Origin of the sequence: Microbacterium mangrovi (assembly GCF_000802305.1) — a bacterium.
Lineage (GTDB): Bacteria > Actinomycetota > Actinomycetes > Actinomycetales > Microbacteriaceae > Microbacterium > Microbacterium mangrovi.
The window spans coordinates 132,967-152,180 of the sequence record NZ_JTDK01000010.1 but is presented as its reverse complement, the minus strand read 5'-3'; the positions used below and the strand labels follow the sequence as shown (position 1 = coordinate 152,180).

Below are 19,214 nucleotides of genomic sequence, written 5' to 3'. Positions count from 1 at the left end.
AACGGGCCGTGTCGTCACCTTTCAGGAGCACACTTTGAGCATTCAGATCGTCATTCTCGCGGCGGGCATGGGCTCGCGCCTCGGGCGCAGCCTTCCCAAGTCGCTGACGGTGCTCGGTGACGGACGCAGCATCATGCGCCAGCAGCACGACAACATCCGTGCCGCGTTCGGCAATGCCGCGCGCATCACCACGGTCGTCGGCTACCGCGCCGAGACGATCATCGAGGCGTTCCCGCACGTCGACTACGTGCACAACGACCGCTACGACCAGACGAACACCTCCAAGAGCCTCCTTCGCGCGCTGCAGGTCAGCGGCCGGGGCGGCGTGCTGTGGATGAACGGCGATGTGGTGTTCGACCCTCGAATCCTCGGACGCGCCCTTCCGCTGATCGAGCGCGAGCAGTCGTTCGTGACGGTCAACACCGCCAAGGTCAGCGACGAAGAGGTCAAATACACCGTCACGCCCGACGGCCACATCAAAGATCTGTCGAAGACCGTTCGAGGTGGCATCGGCGAGGCCGTCGGCATCAACTACATCTCGGCCGCCGACAAGCGCGCATTCATGCGACAACTGCACCGAGTCGGCGACCAGGACTACTTCGAGCGCGGCCTCGAGCTCGCCATCGCCGAAGACGGCCTTCTGCTGGAGCCCCTCGACATCTCCGACCTCTATGCCGTCGAGGTCGACTTCGCCGAAGACCTCGAGCGCGCCAACCTCTACGTCTGACGCCTCCCGGCGCCGGCCGCACCCGATTCGCACATCACGATCGCAGAGCCCGGCCACAGGCTCGCGCGGGAGAATGACGACATGTCCATCTTCGCGACCAACCCGGAAGAACCCGCCGAGACGCCGGGCGTGCCCTCCGAACCGGAACACGCGGAGGCACCCGCCGAGCACCTCGACGCGATCGTGACGGATGCGGCATCCCTCGGCATTCTCGGGGTGACGTCGGTGACGATCCCGCTGCCGTCCTCCCCCGCGACGCCGCAGGACTGACCGGCGCGGACGCGCCGTCGCGCCCGGCGCGAACACGAGGATCGTCCTGCCCATGGGATGATCGACTGATGCACGAAAAGCCCTCGAGCAAGGACGCCCCCGTCCCCGCGACCGAGGCGGGCGTCTCGTTCGTCATGCCGGTGCTGAACGAAGAGGACTACCTCGAGCGCGCGGTGCGCTCGGTGCTCGCGCAGGATGTCCCCGGGCCGATGGAGTTCGTGATCGCCCTCGGCCCGTCCACCGATTCCACGGACGAGATCGCCCGGCGCCTCGCCGCCGAAGATCCCCGGGTGCGCCTGGTCGCCAACCCCGAAGCGGACATCCCGTGCGGTCTCAACCACGCGATCCGCGCCAGCATCCACCCCACGATCGTGCGCGTCGACGCGCATTCCGAACTCACCCCCGGCTACGTGCGCCGCGCACTGGAGACGCTGGCGCGCACGCGTGCCGCGAGCGTCGGCGGCATCATGCGCGCCGAGGGACACTCCGCCTTCCAGCGGGCGGTCGCCCGCGCGTACAACTCGCCCATCGGACTCGGCGGAGCGAGCTATCACGGCGGCACGCACGAGGGGGATGCCGAGTCGGCCTACCTGGGCGTCATGCGTCGCGAAGTCCTCGAGGAGATCGGGCTCTACGACGAGTCCATCCGACGCGGCGAGGACTGGGATCTCAACTTCCGCATCCGACAGGCCGGGTACCGCGTCTGGTTCGATCCGCAGCTGCTGGTCACCTACTGGCCGCGCGACAGCTGGACGCGCCTGGTCCGTCAGTTCGTCGCCACCGGAGCATGGCGCGGGGAGCTCGTTCGCCGCTACGGTCGCCGCAACTCGCTCCGGTTCTTCGCTCCCCCGGCTCTCGTGGCGACGGCCGGGCTGGCCGTGCTCGTGGGGGCGCTTCAGGGGACGCGCGCCCTGCGCGGCGCGGCCGCGGCGGCGGCATCCCTCGTGTACGCGCCCCTCGCCCTCTACCTCGTCGTGGTGTCGTTCTCGGCCGCCGGTCGCGGCGGCGGACCGGGACTGCAGGACAAACTCTGGACGGCCGCGGTGCTGCCCACGATCCATCTCGCCTGGGGGGTCGGGTTCATCCGCGGCGCCCTGGTGGGCGCGAAGGACACTGTCGACACGTCTCGGGTGAGCGCTGACGACCGGCCCGCGTGAGCCTCAGCGCCGCACGAACCCCTGATCGAGGATGCGGGCGACCACGCGCGCGGCGGCGTGCCCGTCGTCGCGAGCGTTGAACACGGCTCGCCACTGGGCGTATCTCCCGGCGTACCGTTCCTGATCGTCGGCGCCCATGGCCGCCACGAGGCCGTCGGCGGTCCGCACCACCGGGCCGGGGGCGCGCGACTCCAGATCGACCACGACCGGGCGTCGCCCGTCCGGCCGGTCGCCGGCGGACGGGGCGACGAAGAACATCGGCTTGCCCGTCACGGAGAAATCGAACATCACCGGTGACCGATCGGTGACGAGGGCATCGGCGCACAGCAGCAGATGCGCGAGCCGCGGATAACCCGTCGCATCGATCACCCGGCCCTCCTCCGCGGCGGTTCCGCGCGCCGTCGCGCCGATGCGCACGACGACCCATCCCGTGCGCCGCGCGATGTCGGCCGGGAGGACCCGCGCTGCGGCATCGGGATCGAGCACGGCGTAGAGCAGGACCTTCTCGTCGGCACGGATGCCCAGCGCGGCACGAGCTGCCTCGGCGCCGACTCCGGTGACGAGCTCGTCGTTGCGCGGGCCGCCCTCGATCCAGACCGTGCGATTGAACGCGTATCCTCGCCGCAATGATCGGGCGGCGAACGGACTCTGGGCGAGCAGGACGTTCCACCGCAGCGATTCGCGCACCACGGCGACGGCCCGTCGGAAGTTCCACCCGGGCAGCCGGAGTCCGAGGCGCCGCGGCGGCGACCCGTGCCAGGTCTGCAGCACCACTTGGCCCCGGCTGCGCACGAATCGCCGCCGCAGCCAGTCGTCGACCACCAGGAGACGCGCGGCGCCGCGTGCACGCCACCATTGCGGACTGCCCTCGACCACGGGGATCGCCCCCTCGGGGACGTCCACCGAGAGATCCACGACGCTCCAGTACCGCGTCACGCGCGGCGCTCGACCAGCGAGCTCGCGGTCGATGGCGTACGGGTCGCCGTCGGCGACGTGACCAAGGCGACTCTCGAAGAAGGCGGCGTTCTCGAGGCGTCCGGGGCGCGTCGCGTACCGTCGCTCGAGCGCCGCCTGCCCCTCGCCCGAATCGTAGGCCGGATCCATGGGCGGGCCGACGCGGACGATCCCGTGCTCGAGCACGGCCCGCAACGGTCCGAGCATCGACAGCGGCACGGCGGTCTCTTCCGGCCGCGCGCCGTCGATCGTCAGCTCGTACTCGCCGACCGGGAGCGGAAGGAGGGGCCCGCCCCAGTGGGATGCCCGAAGCGGCACGACCGCGTGCCAGCGGTCGCCGTCGGCGGACACGCTCCCCTCCGTGGTCGCCGACCGGCCGACGAGACGAACGATGCGGGGTGCGGGAAGATCGCCGGAGAGTTCGAGTGCGGGTCCGTCGGCGATCGTGAACTCCGCCGCGGTCATGACGCCGCCCGCGCCGGCTCGTCCGCCCGGGCTACCCGCAGCCGCACGAGGTCGAAGACCCGCCGGGTGCTCTCGCCGTCGGAGAACGCGTGCACCTCGGCGTCGAGCGCCTCGGCGCGGACGACGCGGCGCTCGCGCTCGTGCGGGTCCGAGAGGATGCCGTGCAGCTGTGCGAGCGCCTCCGGCCAGGTGCGCGCCCAATCGTCGCCGGCGACATCCTCGTAGCGGCCGTAGAAGCCGCGCTGCTGCGCGTACTCGGTGACATCCGGGGCGAGGTAGACGACCGGCATCGGAACCAGGGAGCTGTCGTACGCGAGCGAGGAGTAGTCCGTGATCAGCACGTCGACGCCCGGGAGCGCCGGCGTGATGTCACGCAGCCGGTCGCTGCCGATCATGCGCACCCGCGGCGAGGAGATGTCGTACGCGCCAGCGCCGAGCGGGTGCGAACGGATCAGGAGCACGGCATCCTGCTCGTCGAGGAGGTCGGCGATGCGGGCGGCGGCATCCGCATCGGGGATCGCCGGATCTTCCTCGCCGTCACGCCACGTCGGCGCGTAGAGGACGATGCGGGTCGAATCGTCGAGGTCCTCGCCCGTCGCCTCGGCGATGAGGGCGCGGGCGGTCTGATGCCGCACCCGCGGCTCCCCCGCCGACAGCACGTCGACACGCGGCTCGCCCGTCACCGGCACGGCGTCGTCCCGCAGTGCGAACGCGGACTGCAGGCGCCCGCGCACCAGGTGCGACGCCGCGGGGAGGACGTCGATGCGGCGCGAAGCGGCTCGGTACATGATTCCGAGCAGCAAGCGCGCCGGGGCCTCGAGGAAGGTGCCGCGAACGATCCCGGGAGGCCGCAGCGTCTCCGGCGAGTCGACGCCGATCCGCTTGAGCGGGATGCCGTGCCACAGCTGCACGACGAATCCGCCGGACACCGCGTATCTGTTGACGTCGCCGAACCCGTGCGTGATCACGATCACTCGCGCTCGGGCGGTGCGCCAGAATCCGGCCGCCGAGTGCTTCGGCAGCGTCGGGATTCCGAGAGCCCGCGCATCGGTCGCGTCCCGGTCGTTCTCGACGAGCCACACGGCATCGACGCCCTCGTCCGCGGCGATCCGCCACAGCGCCAGCGCGCCGTCGCCGATGCCGCCGCCGCACCCGAAGACCCATTCGTCACGCGTGCGGGGGACGATGAGGGTCAGCAGCCTGCCGGCGGCGTAGAGCGGGATCCGCAGAAGCTTCGCCGCGTTGCCCGCACCGAATGAGAAGGACGCCACCACGCGAGCCTATCGCGCAGCGGCGTCCTTCTCCGGAGGCGCTTCTCAGCCGGTGAACGTCCCGAGCGTCACCTTCACGGTGTGCGCCTGGCCGTCTCGCGTGTACACGAGATCGGTGGTGGCGCCGCCCGCGAGGGCGCGCACCTGCGCGGTCAGGTCGACCGAGTCAGTGACCGGCACGCCGTTGAACTTCGTGATCACGTCGCCCTTCTGCAGACCCGCCTTCTCGGCGCCGCCGCCGGAAGTGACCTTCTCGACGTACGCACCGGTGGTGGTGGCACCGCTCACGTTGGCGGCATCCGCCACGGTCGCACCGAGCAGGCCGTGGGTCGCCTTGCCGTCCTTGATGAGATCGTTCGCGATGCGCTGGGCGATGTCGGAGGGGATCGAGAATCCGACGCCGATGTTGCCGGACTGCGCGCCCGACGACGAGCTCGACCCGGTGGACGCGATGGCCACGTTGATGCCGATGAGGTCGCCCTTGCTGTCGACGAGCGCACCGCCGGAGTTGCCCGGGTTGATGGCGGCGTCGGTCTGCAGCACGGCGATCTTGATGGTCGTCGACGACTGCGACGGCGACTGCCCCTGACCGAAGTCGAAGTAGAACGGGCTGTCGCCGTTCTGGCCGCCGTTGCCGTTGCTGTTGTCCTGGGATCCGCCCGACGGGGCCGCCGACGAGGCGATCTCGATCGAGCGGTTGAGCGCGCTCACGATGCCGGTCGTCACCGAGTTCGACAGTCCGAGCGGGGCACCGACCGCGACGGTCTGATCGCCGACGTTCAGCTTGCTCGAATCGCCCCACGCGATGGGCGTCAGGTTCGACGCGTTCTTCAGCTTGATGACGGCGAGGTCGTACGTCGGGTCGGTGCCGACGACGGTCGCGCCGTACACGTGGCCGTCAGAGGTGGTCACCGAGACGGTGCCGCCCGACGTCGCGCCGTCGAGCGTGACGACGTGCGTGTTCGTGAGGACATAGCCGTCCTTGGACAGGACGACGCCGGACCCGGTTCCGCCCGAGTTGCCCGACGACACGCTGATGGTCACGACGCTCGGCACGACCTTCGCGGCGATCGCCGTGGTGTTGGTCACGCCCGTCTTGTCGTTGACCGTGATCGTCTGCGGGGCAGCAGCGCTGGAGGCGCTGTTCGAGCTCCACAGGTTGCTGCCCGCCCAGGCGCCGCCGAGGCCGGCGACGCCGCCGACCACCGCTGCGGCGACGATGAGCCCCGCGATGCGGGTGCCGCTCGACTTCTTCTGCGCTGCGCCGCCGGCGTCGTGCCGGTACTGCGGCTGGCCGGGCGTGTGCGGGGGCTGCCCGGCGCCGCCGGCGTGCGGCTGCGCGGGCACGCCGAAGGCCTGCCCCGGGTACCCGGGCTGGGATGTCTGCGGAACGGTCGTGGGATAGGCCGGCGGCTGCGCGGCGTGGTACGCGGGCGAGACCGGCTGCGTCGGCGCGGACTGCTGGGCCGCGACCGATGCGGGAACGGTCGGCGCCGTCGGGGGTGCGATCGGCAGAGTGGGCTGATCGGCCTGCGGCGCGGGCGCGCTCGTGAATCCGGTCTCAGCGGCGTCGGCATCCGGCGCGGGGGTGTGTCCCTCGTACGGGAAGTCTTCCGGGCGGTTGCCCTGGTTGTCGCTCATTGGTGCTCCTTCTGACAAGCGATTCCAGCATGGCGGCCGATTCTGTGTGCACCTTATGCCGACAGTGGGATGAGACTATGCGAGTAGCGTGTGCTTGTGCGAGATCTTGGTTCTGTGACGGGTTCCTGGCGGCGGACCGCAGCCGGTGCGGGGCTCCAGGACACCGCCGGTGACGTCCTCCCTACCATCTTCGCCGAGATGAGCGCCCTCGCGGCCCGGACCGGTGCAATCAACCTCGGACAGGGCTTTCCGGACGAGGACGGTCCCGCCGCGGTCCTCGAGGAGGCGCGACGCGCCATCGCCGACGGAGTCAACCAGTATCCGCCGGGTCGGGGCATCCCCGAGCTGCGTCGTGCCATCGCCGACCACCAGCGGCACTGGTACGGCCTGTCCCCCGACCCCGACCGCGACGTGCTCGTCACGGCGGGGGCGACGGAGGCGCTCAGCGCGGCCCTGCTCGCTCTCACGGACGGACCGGCCGACGAGGTCGTCGTCTTCGAGCCGTTCTACGACTCCTACGCGGCGTGCGTCGCCCTTGCCGGCGCCCGGCTCGTTCGCGTGCGTCTGCATCGGACCGCCACCGGATTCGCTCCGGATCCGGACGAACTGACCGCGGCCGTCACCGACCGGACGCGCATCATCCTCGTGAACGATCCGCACAATCCGACCGGCGCGGTGTTCTCGCGCGAGCTCCAGCAGCAGATCGTCGCGCTGGCGCACCGGCACGACACCCTCATCATCACCGACGAGGTCTACGAGCACCTGCGCTTCGACTCGGACCACGTGCCGATCGCGAGCCTGCCCGGCGCGTGGGAGCGCACGCTCACGGTCTCGTCGGGCGGCAAGACGTTCTCGACCACCGGCTGGAAGATCGGCTGGATCTCGGGCCCTGCGCCCCTCATCGAGGCCGTCCTCGCCGTCAAGCAGTTCCTCACGTACGTGAACGGGGCCCCGTTCCAGCCCGCGATCGCGACCGGGCTCCGCCTCCCCGACGAGTACTTCGTGCAGATCGCGACGGCGATGCGCGCCAAGAGCGACGTGCTGGCCACCGGACTGGGGGGTGCCGGCTTCGACGTCATCCCGTCGCACGGCACGTACTTCACGGTCGCGGATGCCGCGCCGCTCGGAGCGACCGAGGCGGCCGCGTTCTGCCGCTCCCTCCCCGGGCGGGCCGGGGTGGTCGCGATCCCGCTCACCGCCTTCGTGACGCCCGAGCACCGGGGTGAGTACGCCACCCTGGTGCGGTTCGCCGCGTGCAAGCGCATCGAGGTGCTGCAGGATGCGGCGGCACGGCTCGCCGGGCTCGCGCGCCCCTGACCCGCGTCAGCGCGGCACGACTCCGAACCGCCGCACGGCCAGCACGGGGTTCACCCGACGAACCTCGGCCACCTCGGCGGGGTCCAGGAATGCCACGGCGACATCCGCCCGGGTTCCGAGCTCGGCCCGCGTGACCCCCTGCGGATCGACGACCATCGCGTGGCCGACCCCCACCGGCGGGGTGTGATCGGCCGCCGCGACGAAGACCGTGTTCTCGATGGCGCGCGCCTGCAGAAGTGTCGACCAGTGGTGTTCCTTCACCGGGCCGCGGACCCATTCGGACGGCACCAGGACGACGTCGGCGCCGGCATCCACGATCCGCCTCGTGACCTCCGGGAACCGGAGGTCGTAGCAGGTCATGATGCCGAAGCGCAGGCCGTCCACCTCGAAGGTCTGCGGCGTCTCGATCGCACCCGGTTCGATCCAGTCCGACTCCCTCTGCCCGAACGCATCGTAGAGGTGCAGCTTGCGATAGACGGCGCGGATGCCGGCGGCATCCACCGCGATGACGGTGTTGCGAACGCGCGCGGAGTCGGCGACGATCTCGGCCATCCCGGCGACGAGGACCACGCCGTGACCGGCCGCGATGTCCGCGAGAGCCCGGGCGAACTTCCCGTCGAGGGGCTGGGCGTGCTCGTGCAGGCCGGCGTCGATCGGGTCGCGGAACCAGCTCGAGTATTCGGGCAGCACCACGACGCGTGCGCCTCGCGCCGCGGCGGTGCCGGCGAGTGCGCCGATCGCGGCGAGGTTGGCATCCTCATCGTCGCCGGGCGCGAACTGCGCAACGGCGACGCCGACGGAACCGGATGCGGAGATGTCTGTCACGGTTCCATCCTGTCAGTGCCGTGCCGGCCCGGCACCGCTCGGCGCCCGGCAAAGCGAAAGGCCCGGAATCCTTGAGGATTCCGGGCCTTTCTTTTGTTGCGGGGACAGGATTTGAACCTGCGACCTCTGGGTTATGAGCCCAGCGAGCTACCGAGCTGCTCCACCCCGCGGCACGTTTAATAGCCTAACACACGCCGCGGGGTGCTCCGTTCACTTGCCGGACTGCTGCGCTTCCAGAACCATCAGCTGCTGGATGTCGGAGGTCAGACGTGCGTCCGCTGCACCGTACGCCGCCCAGTCGCCCTTCTTCAGCGCGGCCTCACGATCGGCGATCGCCTGGTTCGCATCCTGCAGGATCGCCTGGAAGGCCGTGCTGTTGCTGGTGCCGGTGTTGCCACCGCCGGTGGAGCCCGATGACGAGGGGCTCGGCGACGACGTGGGCGTCACGCCCTGATCGCCGGTGTTCGCACCCGAGTTGCCGCCGAACAGGGTGTCGAGCGCCTCGGACAACGTGTCGGAGAACGCCACCTTGTTGCCGAACGTGACCAGCACCTTCTGCAGCGTCGGCAGCTTCGTCGCACCCGACGACTGCACGAACACCGGCTGGACGTACAGCAGGCCGCCGCCGACCGGAAGGGTGAGCAGGTTGCCCTTGAGCACCTGGGAGTCACCCTGCTTCAGGATGTTGATGAAGGCGGAGACGTTCGGCTGGGCATCGAAGGTGTTCTGCACCTGGCCGGGGCCCGGCACCGGGGTGTCGGCCGAGATCTCCAGCATCCGCAGCTGGCCGTAGCCGGAATTCACCTTGCCCGCGGTGCTTCCCGCGTTGGAGTCGACCGCCAGATAGCCCATCAACACGTTGCGCGTCGTGGTCGAGGCGTTCGACTGCGGAATGAACGACGTGAACATCGAGTACTCCGCCGACGACTGACCCGGCATCTTCAGGATCTGATAGTACGGCGGCTGGAATTTCGACGGGTCCTGCGGGTCGTTGGGCGTCACCCAGCGGTTGTCGCTCTGGTAGAACGACTGGGCGTCGTCGACGTGGTAGACGCCCAGCATCGCGCGCTGCACCTTGAACAGGTCGGTCGGGTAACGCACGTGGCTCATCAGCTGAGCCGACATCTTGCTGATCGGCTTGACCGTGCTCGGGTAGACCTTCTGCCACGTCTTGAGGATCGGGTCCTGGTCATCCCACGCGTAGAGGGTCACCTTGCCGGAGTACGCATCCACGGTGGCCTTGACCGAGTTGCGGATGTAGTTGATGTTGTCCAGCGAGTAGCGCGGCGCGGGGTTCGAGGAGTCGGCGATGGCCGAGGACAGACTCACCGTCGACGAGTACGGGTACTGCGCGCTGGTCGTGTAGCCGTCGACGATCCACACGATGCGGCCGTCCACGACGCTCGGATACGGGTCGCTGTCGAGCGTCAGGTACGGCGCCGCCTTCTGGACGCGCGTCGTGGGATCGCGGTCGTAGAGGATCTGCGAGTCCGGGTTGATGGCGTCCGAGAAGAGGATCTGCTCGGACTGGAACTTCAGCGCGTAGATGAGGCGGTTGAACCAGTTGCCGATGTTCGGACCGCCGTTGCCACTGAAGGTGGTCTTCGTCTCCGACGACCCGCCCGAGCCGGACGGATAGTCGAGTTCGATCGGGCTCGTGCCCTTGGGCGCGCCGACGATCGAATACTCCGGCGAGTTCTCACCGAAGTAGATGCGCGGCTCGTACTTGTCTTCCGTGGTCAGCGTTCCCGACGTGGGGATGCCGCTCTCCATGAAGACGGGCTTGCCGTCGTCGGTGCGCTGGTTGCCCTTGGCGACCACGAGACCGTAGCCGTGCGTGTAGATCATCGTCGTGTTCTGCCACGACGCGGCGTTGCCGAGGGCGTCGAGGTTCAGTTCACGCACCGAGGAGACGGCATCCTGCGTCGTTCCGTTCACGTTGTAGCGATCGACATCGAGCGGGTTCTTGAACTGGTAGTACGACCGGTACTGCTGCAGCTGCTGCACGGTGGGGCTGACGATGGCCGGGTCCATGATGCGGATCTGGCTGGTGGTGCCGGCGTCCGACTTCAGCTGCCCCGCCTTCGCGGTGAGCTTCGCCTCGAACGGCGTCGTGGAGAGTTCACCCACGCCGTACGCCGCCTGCGTCGCATCGATGTTGCGCTGATAGTAGGGCGATTCGAGGCTCAGCTGGTTGGGCTTGACCTGGACGACGTTGACGATCCACGGGTAGATCATTCCGACGACGAGACCGGACACGACCAGCAGCGCCGTCGCGATCAGCGGATAGCGCCAGCGCCCGATGATCGCGGTGACGATGAACAGGATGGCGACGATGATCGCCGCGATCGCGAGGATCGTCTTTCCGGGGATGACGGCGTTCACCTCGGTGTAGCCGGGGCCGGTGATGCGGTCGGCGGGTTCGACCATGGTCTTGTACCGGTCGAGCCAGAGGCTGAGTCCCTGCAGCAGCAGGTAGAGCGAGGCCAGCACCGCGAGCTGGATGCGTGCGGCCCGCGAGATGCGCAGCTCACGCTGGCCGATGCGCACCGATCCGTACAGGTACGACACGACCGCGCTGACGAGGAGGCACACCAGCACGACGGCGGACAGGTATCCGAGCAGCGAACTGTAGAACGGCAGCGCGAAGAGGTAGAACCCGGTGTCCAGGTGGAACTGGGGATCCGTCGTGGTGGTGGACACTCCGTTGAGCCACAGCGCGGTCGTCTGCCACTGGGTGGATGCCGCGAAGCCCGCGAAGAACCCGAAGAAGATCGGGATGCCCCACATCGCCAGGCGGCGCAGCGGCTCGACGACCTCCTGATAGCGGCTGAGCTGGAAACTCAGCCGCGCGTAGACCGGACGGAGCCGGTAGGCCAGCTGGATCACCAGCCACAGCGGCACGGCCATGCCGAGGAATCCGATGGCGAACATCACCACCTTGGCGCCCCACTGCGTGCCGAGCACACGGGAGTAGCCGAGCTGGCTGTACCAGAGCCAGTCCGCGTAGAGATTCGCGAAGAGGAAGAACGCCACCACCAGCGCGGCGAGCACCACGAGGGTGATCGCGACCACGCGGCGTGAACGTCGGGGCGGGGCGGGCGTCGGCGCTGGGGACGAAGTCACCCTCCCATCCTAGGTTCGACGCACGACACGCCCGACCTGGCCCGCCGAATCCGAAGACGACGCTACTTGGCCGTACAGGTCGGCAGACTAGCGAGGTTCCCGCCGTCGCTGATGGCGGACAGCGCCTTGAGGGAATCGTCGAGGGTCTTCACCGAGAACACGCGCAGCCCCGACGGCACGTGTCCGACGACCTCGTCGCAGTTCGACGCGGGCGCCAGGAAGTAGGACGCGCCGGCATCCAGCGCGCCGTACAGCTTCTGGCGGATGCCGCCGATCGGGCCGACGGTCCCGTCGGCGGTGATGGTGCCGGTGCCGGCGACGTTCCTGCCGCCGTTCAGCTTGCCCGGGGTCAGGTCGTCGACGATGCCGAGGGCGAACATCATCCCGGCGGACGGCCCGCCCACGTTGTTGAGCTGGATGGTGACGTCGATCGGGAAGTCGTAGGAGGTGGTCAGCGTCACGCCGATCAGCCACACGGTCTTCCCGTCCACGGTCTGCTGCTTCGGCGTCACACTGACGTCCTGCGTCTTGCCGTCGCGGCGGATCGTGAGCTTCACGGACTTGCCGGCGGACTTCGCGACGATGGAGCGGAGGGCGTCGGCATCGGTCACGGTCGTGCCGTTCGCGGCGAGGATGAGATCGCCGGGTTTGAGGACCCCCGCGGATGCCGACTCCGGCGTCAGCGAGTACACCTGGAGAGTCGGGTGCACGTCGTAGCCGAGGTGGGTCAGGGCCGCCGCCGTGGCCTCCTTCTGCGAGTCGACCATCATGGCGGAGTTCGCCTCGTTCAGCTGCTTGCTGGAGACGTTGGGCGGGTAGACGGAGTCGATCGGAACGACCGCCTGAGAGGGCTGGAACCACGCCGACGCGAGCTCGAGCCAATTCGGCGTGCGCTCGGGAGTCCCCGCCACCTGCACCGTCAGGAGGTCCAGCGTGCCGGCGGTCGGATAGGTCTCGGCGCCCTTGATCGAGATCAGCGGGACCTCCTTGCCGGACGCGTCCGTCGTCGTGCCGAGGGTGTTGAACACCGGTCCCGGCTTCTGGATCACGTACCCCGTCGGCAGGAACGACATCACCAGGATCGCCACCAGGGCGACCACGAGCGCCCAGATGCCGATCACCGTGCGCCGGGTGCGCGGTGGCTTCGGCGCCGGGGTGATCGTCACGTTCTCGTCGAACAGCGCCACAGGCAGCCCTTCCCTCCGGCCCCGTTCGCGAGCGGCGTACAGCAGTCGACGCGCACCCCGCTGCCGGAGCGATCCGTGCGACTAGCGTAGATGCAGGACCTCACCATTGCGGAAAGGCGGCAGACGTGGCCGACGAAGACGACCGCGGAGACGACCGCGAATTCGAAGACATGCTGCGGCAGCTGTTCGGCGGCTCGTTCGATCCGAGCACGATCGATCCCGAGCAGCTCGAGGAGCTCAAGCGCATGGGCGTCGACCCGGCCATGATGCAGGCGGCCATGCGGCAGCTGCAGGAGACGATGCGTAACACCGACGAATCGGGCATCGACTGGCAGGCGGCCAAGCGGGCCGCACTGCACCTTGCGAACCAGAGCGACCGCAGCGTGTCGTCCGTCCAGCGCGGCGGGTTCGAGCAGGCGTTCACGCTCGCGACGCTGTGGCTGAGCGAATCCACCACGATCTCCGAACTGGCCACCGCACCCGAGACGATCACCCGCGGTGCGTGGGTCGAGGCGACCATGCCCGTCTGGCAGGAACTGGCAGAGCCCGTCGCGACGAGCATCGCGGACGCCCTGACCCGGGCGATCGGCGAGCAGGCGCCCGAAGAGATGCGCGACATGCTGCAGGGCGCAGGCCGCATCATGCGCGCCATCGGCGGCTCGCTGTTCGCGGGTCAGCTCGGGCACGTCGTCGGCGAGCTCTCCAAGGAGGTGCTCAGCGGCGGCGACGTCGGCATCCCCGTGATGCCGGCCGGACGCGCGGTGATCCTGCCCCTCAACGCGGCCGACTTCGGCCGCGACCTCGAGATCCCCCAGGACCAGCTCGACCTGTACCTCGCGACCCGCGAACTCGCCCATGCGCGTCTGTTCCGGCACGCGAAGTGGCTTCGCCTCCACGTCATCGCCCAGGTGACCGACTTCGCCCGCGGCGTGGAGATCGACATGGGCGCGATCGAGGACATGGCGAGCCGATTCGATCCGAACGCCCCCGACGAATTCCGCGAGGCCATCGAGAACGGCGCGCTCCTGCCCGAGCGCACCGAGTCCCAGACCGCGGCCCTCGCGCGCCTCGAGAACCTGCTGGCGACCATCGAGGGCTGGGTCGACGTGGTGACCGCCGACGCGACCGCGCGCATTCCGTCGTCCGACCGGATCGCCGAGGTGGTGCGGCGCCGCCGTGCCGTCGGCGGACCCGGTGAGCATGCGCTGGGAACCCTGGTCGGTCTCGAGTTGCGACCGCGTCGCATCCGTGAGGCCGCCGCGATGTGGCGCGCGGTCACCGACGCCGTCGGCATCGCCGGCCGCGACGCCCTGTGGGACTACCCCGATCTGATGCCGACGGCGGAGGACATCGACGATCCGGCGGCTCTCATCGCGCGCATGCGGGCGCACGCCGAGGGCGCGCCGCTGCGCGACGAGATGGACGAGGCGATCGACGCCCTGCTGCGTGACGCCCTGGGCGGCGGCGCGTCGGGCGGCGGGGCGTCATCCGGCGAAGAACCCGGCGAGGAGCCGGAAAGCCCGGAGGGTCCCCGGCCGGTCTGACGCCGCGCCGCCGCTGCTGTGGATAACTCCACGGCGGCGGCGCGCACCGCGCACAATCGGAGGATGCTCCGACTCGACCCGGCAACCCCTCCCCTCTGGCGGACGCCCGACCTGATGCAGTTCGGCGTCCCCGCGGTGGCCCGGATCGAGTCGCCGCTCCCCTGGCAGGAGCGCATGATCGCCGAGCTGGGGCGCGGACTGGACGAGGCGGCGTGGATTCCCGTCGCGGCCGCCTTCGGGGCGGCCGATGGTGAGGCGGAGCTCTTCCTCGAGCGGCTGCGCCCCGCCCTTGCGAGCACGCCGCCGACGACGCCGCCGCCGTCCATCGTCCTGGAGATCGCCGCCTCCATCGCGCCGTCCGACGCCGCCGCGTTCACCGGCACCCTCGACGCGATCGGAACAGCCCATCGCCCATTGCCCGCGGACGGCTCCGCGCTTCCGGGTCGGTGCGGCGACGTGGTCGTGGTGCTGTCGCCGTTCCTCGTCGATCCGGTCGTCGCCGGCCGGCTGCTGAGAGACGACATCCTGCACCTCCCCGTGGTGATGGCCGGCCGGACCATCCGCATCGGTCCGCTCGTCCGCCCCGGCGTCACCGCTTGTGCGATCTGCGCGCAGACGAACGTGCACGGCGACGATCCCGCCTGGCCGGCGCTGGCATCCCAGCTCGTTCAGTGCGCGGCGCCGACCTCCGGCCCGGCGCTCGTCGCCGAGGCGGCCCTCACCTGCGCCCGCATGCTCACCGCACCGGCGAACGACGTGCAGGTGGTGACGCTGGAGGCCGACGAACACCGGCGGTCGATCGCCGCATGTTCACCTCATCCACGGTGCTCGTGCCGATCTCTCGCAGAAAGCGCGACGGCAGCCGCTCCTGCCGACCGCCGCCTCGCGCCCACGACATGGAGAGCGTCCGCGCGGCGCGCGTGATGCCGACGTACGCGAGGCGGCGCTCCTCGTCGACCTGCTCGAAAGTCGTCGCGTAGGAGATCGGCAGAAGGCCCTCGGCCATTCCGACGAGGTGCACGTGGTCCCACTCGAGCCCCTTCGCCGCGTGCAGGGTCGCCAGCGTGACGGTTCTCACCGTCGGCTCGTGCTGATCCTTGGCACGCCGCTGCAGCTCATCGCCGAATGCCCGCAGCGTCATGTCCTCCGGCGACTCCTCCGCCAGCCTCAGGAGGGCGGCCCGCGCCTCCCAGGCCTCCCGCAGCGCCCCGCCGGCGGGCGGCGGGGCGTCCGTGAGACCGAGCCCTCGCAGCACGTCGCGCACGCTGAGCACCAGCGAGCCGGTCGTCGGGGCGACGGCCGCCGCACGGATGGCCATCACGGCCTGACGGACCTCCGGGATGTCGAAGAACCGGCGACCGCCGAGCACCGTGGTGGCGACGTGCTTGGCGCTCAGGGCCTCGACGAGGGCCAGCGACTGGGCGTGCGTACGGTACAGCACGGCGATCTGGCGGGGGTCGGCTCCCGACTTCAGCTGCGTCGCGACCGCCTGCGCCACACCGCGGGCCTCGAGCTCGTCGTCCAGGTACGCGGTGACGGACGGACGCGGCGGAACCGCCTCCTCCGCCTGTGGGCGGGCCGGCGTCAGGCGGAGGGCACCGGGGCGGCCGCGCATGAGCTCGTTCGCGACGGCCAGCACGGTCGGCGCCGATCGATAGCTGCGCTCCAGGCGCACGACGCGGGCATCCGGGTGACGCCGTTCGAAGTCGAGCAGGAACGAGGCGTCCGCGCCGGTGAACGAGTAGATGGTCTGGCTCGCGTCGCCCACCACGCAGAGGTCGCGGCGATCGCCGAGCCACAGGTCGAGCAGGCGGTTCTGCAGCGGCGAGACGTCCTGGTACTCGTCGACCGTGAAATGCCGGTACTGCTCGCGCACCGCGGCCGCGACGCGCGGCTCCGCCTCGAGCATGCCGGCGCACGCGAGGAGCACGTCCTCGAAGTCGAGCTGGCGTCGCTCGTCCTTCAGCGCTTCATACGCGCGCTGCAGCGCCACGACGCGTTCCACGGGAAGGCCGCCGATGCCGCCGGGGCGCGCATGGGCGTACGCATCCAGAGATCGGAGCGTGACCTTGCGCCATTCGATGTCGGCCGCCACGTCGCGCAGCGTCGGGCGGTCGAGGTCCAGGCCGATGGAATCGGCGGCGTGCGCGAGCAGCTTCACCTTGTTGTCGACGATGCCGGGGGCGGAGTCCTTGGCCACCGTCGGCCAGAAGAAGTTCAGCTGAGACAGCGCCGCCGCGTGGAAGGTGCGGGCCGCCACCCCCGGCACGCCGAGACGGTGCAGCCGTCCGCGCATCTCCCCCGCCGCCTTGCTCGTGAAGGTGACCGCCATGACGCGATTCGGCGTGTACGCGCCGGTTTCGACCCCGTGGGCGATGCGGTGGGTGATCACCCGGGTCTTGCCGGTCCCGGCACCCGCGAGCACGCACACCGGCCCGCGCAGCGCAGACGCGGCCTCCCGCTGGGCGTCGTCCAGTCCGTCCAGTGCCGACCCGCTCATCCGCGTCGGCACCAGTCCGCGATGAGGCGGTAGGCGATGGAGGCCGGGCCGGGCAGCTGCAGAGCCTCGGGATCGGCCGGCGGCTCGGAGGCATCCCACGTCGTGCCGCGCTCGAGCGCGTCGGCGATCTCGCGTCGCGTGAACCAGCGCACGTCGACGATTTCGTCCCCGTCGGGTCGCGCGACCGAGCCGGATGCCGCACGCGCCTCGAACCCCAGCATCAGCGACCGGGGGTACGGCCAGGCCTGCGACCACCGGTAGTGCTCGTCGACGATCTCCACGCCCGCTTCTTCGGCGAGCTCTCGGCGAACCGCCGACTCCAGCGACTCGCCCGCCTCCACGAATCCCGCGAAGCACGAGTACCGCGGCGGACCCCACAGCGCGTTCGATCCGAGCAGCAGCAGGTCGGGGTCCTCCGCACTGGTCACGGTCATGATGACGGCCGGATCGGTGCGCGGGAAGTGCTCGCGTCCGCAGTTGCCGCAGTGCCGCGCCCACCCCGCCTGGACGACCTCCGTCCGTGCGCCGCAGCGCGGGCAGAAGGCCGAATCGAGCAGCCACGCACCCAGCGAGACGGCTGTCACGAGCAATTCGGCGTCGGACGCGTCGAGCGTCGCTCCGTGCGTGCGCACCGTCGCCCACGCGGCGCCGTCGGCGAGCGAGTCCAGCTCGGCTTCGACCGGGTAGACGGCGGCGACCACCGCTGCCGCCCCGACTCGGCCGAGGAAGGCGAACTCCGGTGCATGCGGGAGTCGCGGCAGTGCGGAGAGCCTGCGCAGGTGCAGCCGGTCCCCGTCCAGCGGCGCGCCGTCGCGGTGGATCACCAGAACCTGCGTCGAGGAGTTCGCCAGCACCTCTTCGAGCAGGTCCGGTCGAGAACGCTCGTGCGCGGCCCGATCGAACCGGGGCTGCGCCTCCGTCTGCGGGCTCTGCTGTGCCGTCATCGAAACCTCCGTCGCGGGCGTGGCGCTCTGCTCGGTGTTCGCGCCCGACCTACCCTGGGGGCATGGCACGCTCACCTCTCACTCTAGCCGCGTCGGTGACATCGGCTCTTCCGGAGGCCGTCGTCGTGGGGGTCTCTGAGCTGACGGAGGGCGCGGGCGGCCGGTTCGACAGTGCCGTCGTGCGTCTCGACGACGATCGCCTCCTGGTCGTGCGGGTTCCTGCCGACGACACCGCCGAGAAGGAGCTGCGTGATCAAGCGGTCGCGCTGCGGGCGCTGACTCCGGGCGTGCTCGGCCAGCTCCGGATGACCGCCCCGCGAATGATCGGCGAGACCACGGTCGACGGCCGATTCGCGGCCGTGACCGACTTCGTCGCCGGATACCGCGTGGATGCCGCCGAGGTCCCCGCCGGCCGGGGGGTGGCCACCGCGATCGGCCAGGCGCTCGCGGCGGTGCACGCCCTGCCCGCATCCGTCGTCTCCGGCGACGGCCTCACGGTCCAGTCGCCCGAGCAGGTGCGCCAGTCCGTGTCGCGCCTGCTCGATCGGGTCGCCGCACTGCATCGGATCCCGGTGTCCCTGCTGTCGCGCTGGAGTCACGCCGCCGCTGCCGACCACCTGTGGCGCTTCGAGTCCACCGTCATCCTGGGCGGAGCGTCGTCCGACGCTTTCCTGCTGGAGGACAGCGACGGGGAGCCGCGGGTCACCGGCATCCTCGATTGGCACGGCCTGGCCGTCGGCGACCCCGCTCTCGACCTGCAGTGGCTGTCGTCGGCTCCCACGGCCGCACTGGACGTCTTCGACGCGTACACGCAGGCGAGCGTGCGTGCCCCGGATGCCGGCATCCACGGCCGCGCCCGGCTGTACGCCGAGCTCGAGTTCGCGAAGTGGCTCGTCCACGGCGACGACATCGGAAGCGACGAGATCGTGGCCGACGCGGTCGGTCTGCTCACCGCCCTCGCCGACAGCGTGCAGGACGACGACCTCACGCGCACCCAGTCGATCGAGATCGACGATGCGCTCGCTCGCGCCGGACGCGTGCCCGAGGTGCGCCTGGCGGCGGACACGTCGATGCAGACCGACGCCTACGACCCCGACGAGCTCGGCGCCTTCGAGGAGTCCGACGCCGGCCGCGGTCACGATCAGCAGACCGATTCTTTCGACGAGACCGGTGCCATCGCGCTCGACGAGCAGGCCGACGGCGGCGCGACGGTCCCGGTCGACATGGGCGAATGGATCCGTCAGGACGCCTCCGAAGCCGACGAGCGCGCGGCCGACAACCGCTGA

The 19,214-nt window shown here is 70.2% G+C and carries 14 protein-coding genes and 1 tRNA gene; 6 read left to right on the top strand and 9 right to left on the bottom strand.

What is annotated here, in order from left to right; all coding sequences use genetic code 11:
- Positions 1-34: 34 nt before the first annotated feature.
- The 3 genes from LK09_RS11425 (at position 35) to LK09_RS11415 (ending at position 2,154) form a co-directional block, all read left to right on the top strand.
- Complete coding sequence (locus LK09_RS11425) at positions 35-727, top strand: phosphocholine cytidylyltransferase family protein (protein ID WP_039399352.1); 693 nt, start codon at positions 35-37, stop codon at positions 725-727.
- A gap of 81 nt (positions 728-808) precedes the next feature.
- Complete coding sequence (locus LK09_RS11420; RefSeq protein WP_039399350.1) at positions 809-997, top strand: hypothetical protein; 189 nt, start codon at positions 809-811, stop codon at positions 995-997.
- Positions 998-1,065: 68 nt separating this feature from the next.
- Positions 1,066-2,154 (top strand): glycosyltransferase family 2 protein, encoded by a 1,089-nt coding sequence (locus tag LK09_RS11415; protein ID WP_039399348.1) that lies wholly within the window; start codon positions 1,066-1,068, stop codon positions 2,152-2,154.
- Between the two features lie 3 nt (positions 2,155-2,157).
- On the opposite strand, the gene LK09_RS11410 is transcribed toward LK09_RS11415, so the two are convergent.
- From LK09_RS11410 to LK09_RS11400, 3 genes are read right to left on the bottom strand one after another with little or no spacing between them, the layout of a single operon-like run.
- Positions 2,158-3,573, bottom strand: coding sequence for a CDP-glycerol glycerophosphotransferase family protein (locus LK09_RS11410; RefSeq protein ID WP_039399346.1), 1,416 nt, complete (start codon positions 3,571-3,573; stop codon positions 2,158-2,160).
- Positions 3,570-4,844: a CDP-glycerol glycerophosphotransferase family protein gene (locus LK09_RS11405; RefSeq protein WP_039399733.1), complete on the bottom strand. Its 1,275-nt coding sequence runs from the start codon at positions 4,842-4,844 to the stop codon at positions 3,570-3,572. The genes LK09_RS11410 and LK09_RS11405 overlap by 4 nt, the downstream gene beginning before the upstream one ends.
- Positions 4,845-4,889: 45 nt before the next feature.
- Positions 4,890-6,485, bottom strand: a complete 1,596-nt coding sequence (locus tag LK09_RS11400) for a S1C family serine protease (RefSeq protein ID WP_039399344.1) — start codon at positions 6,483-6,485, stop codon at positions 4,890-4,892.
- A 198-nt stretch (positions 6,486-6,683) separates the two neighbouring features.
- Here LK09_RS11400 and LK09_RS11395 point away from each other — a divergent pair, with 198 nt between their 5' ends.
- The gene (locus LK09_RS11395) at positions 6,684-7,802 is read left to right on the top strand and encodes an aminotransferase class I/II-fold pyridoxal phosphate-dependent enzyme (protein ID WP_082008227.1); all 1,119 of its coding nucleotides are present in this window, start codon (positions 6,684-6,686) and stop codon (positions 7,800-7,802) included.
- Positions 7,803-7,808: 6 nt separating this feature from the next.
- On the opposite strand, the gene LK09_RS11390 is transcribed toward LK09_RS11395, so the two are convergent.
- The 4 genes from LK09_RS11390 to LK09_RS11375 all read right to left on the bottom strand — a co-directional run bounded on the left by LK09_RS11390 (position 7,809) and on the right by LK09_RS11375 (position 12,940).
- Positions 7,809-8,618, bottom strand: a complete 810-nt coding sequence (locus LK09_RS11390; RefSeq protein ID WP_039399727.1) for a carbon-nitrogen hydrolase family protein — start codon at positions 8,616-8,618, stop codon at positions 7,809-7,811.
- A gap of 105 nt (positions 8,619-8,723) precedes the next feature.
- Positions 8,724-8,797: transfer RNA gene (locus LK09_RS11385), tRNA-Met, on the bottom strand.
- 40 nt (positions 8,798-8,837) lie between these two features.
- Entirely contained in the window at positions 8,838-11,753 is a 2,916-nt protein-coding gene (locus LK09_RS11380; RefSeq protein ID WP_039399340.1) for a UPF0182 family membrane protein, read from the bottom strand.
- 62 nt (positions 11,754-11,815) lie between these two features.
- A complete protein-coding gene (locus LK09_RS11375; protein WP_039399338.1) occupies positions 11,816-12,940 on the bottom strand; it encodes a YlbL family protein in 1,125 nt (374 codons plus the stop codon).
- 125 nt (positions 12,941-13,065) lie between these two features.
- Between LK09_RS11375 and LK09_RS11370 the strand changes: the two genes are divergently transcribed.
- Positions 13,066-14,484 carry a zinc-dependent metalloprotease gene (locus tag LK09_RS11370; protein ID WP_039399336.1) on the top strand — a complete coding sequence of 473 codons (1,419 nt, stop codon included), beginning with the start codon at positions 13,066-13,068 and terminating at the stop codon, positions 14,482-14,484.
- Between the two features lie 736 nt (positions 14,485-15,220).
- On the opposite strand, the gene LK09_RS11365 is transcribed toward LK09_RS11370, so the two are convergent.
- Together LK09_RS11365 and nudC are read right to left on the bottom strand one after the other, a co-directional pair.
- Complete coding sequence (locus LK09_RS11365; protein WP_039399726.1) at positions 15,221-16,984, bottom strand: ATP-dependent helicase; 1,764 nt, start codon at positions 16,982-16,984, stop codon at positions 15,221-15,223.
- Positions 16,981-17,928 (bottom strand): NAD(+) diphosphatase, encoded by a 948-nt coding sequence (gene nudC, locus LK09_RS11360; RefSeq protein WP_039399334.1) that lies wholly within the window; start codon positions 17,926-17,928, stop codon positions 16,981-16,983. The genes LK09_RS11365 and nudC overlap by 4 nt, the downstream gene beginning before the upstream one ends.
- 62 nt (positions 17,929-17,990) lie before the next feature.
- Here nudC and LK09_RS11355 point away from each other — a divergent pair, with 62 nt between their 5' ends.
- Complete coding sequence (locus LK09_RS11355; RefSeq protein WP_082008209.1) at positions 17,991-19,214, top strand: phosphotransferase; 1,224 nt, start codon at positions 17,991-17,993, stop codon at positions 19,212-19,214.

What these genes read in the sequence shown, in the direction of transcription:
- LK09_RS11410 (WP_039399346.1), bottom strand. Translation starts at nt 3,573, where the DNA reads ATGACCGCGGCGGAGTTCACGATCGCCGACGGACCCGCACTCGAACTC.
- nudC (WP_039399334.1), bottom strand. Translation starts at nt 17,928, where the DNA reads ATGACGGCACAGCAGAGCCCGCAGACGGAGGCGCAGCCCCGGTTCGAT.
- LK09_RS11400 (WP_039399344.1), bottom strand. Translation starts at nt 6,485, where the DNA reads ATGAGCGACAACCAGGGCAACCGCCCGGAAGACTTCCCGTACGAGGGA.
- LK09_RS11420 (WP_039399350.1), top strand. Translation starts at nt 809, where the DNA reads ATGTCCATCTTCGCGACCAACCCGGAAGAACCCGCCGAGACGCCGGGC.
- LK09_RS11355 (WP_082008209.1), top strand. Translation starts at nt 17,991, where the DNA reads ATGGCACGCTCACCTCTCACTCTAGCCGCGTCGGTGACATCGGCTCTT.
- LK09_RS11365 (WP_039399726.1), bottom strand. Translation starts at nt 16,984, where the DNA reads ATGAGCGGGTCGGCACTGGACGGACTGGACGACGCCCAGCGGGAGGCC.
- LK09_RS11415 (WP_039399348.1), top strand. Translation starts at nt 1,066, where the DNA reads ATGCACGAAAAGCCCTCGAGCAAGGACGCCCCCGTCCCCGCGACCGAG.
- LK09_RS11395 (WP_082008227.1), top strand. Translation starts at nt 6,684, where the DNA reads ATGAGCGCCCTCGCGGCCCGGACCGGTGCAATCAACCTCGGACAGGGC.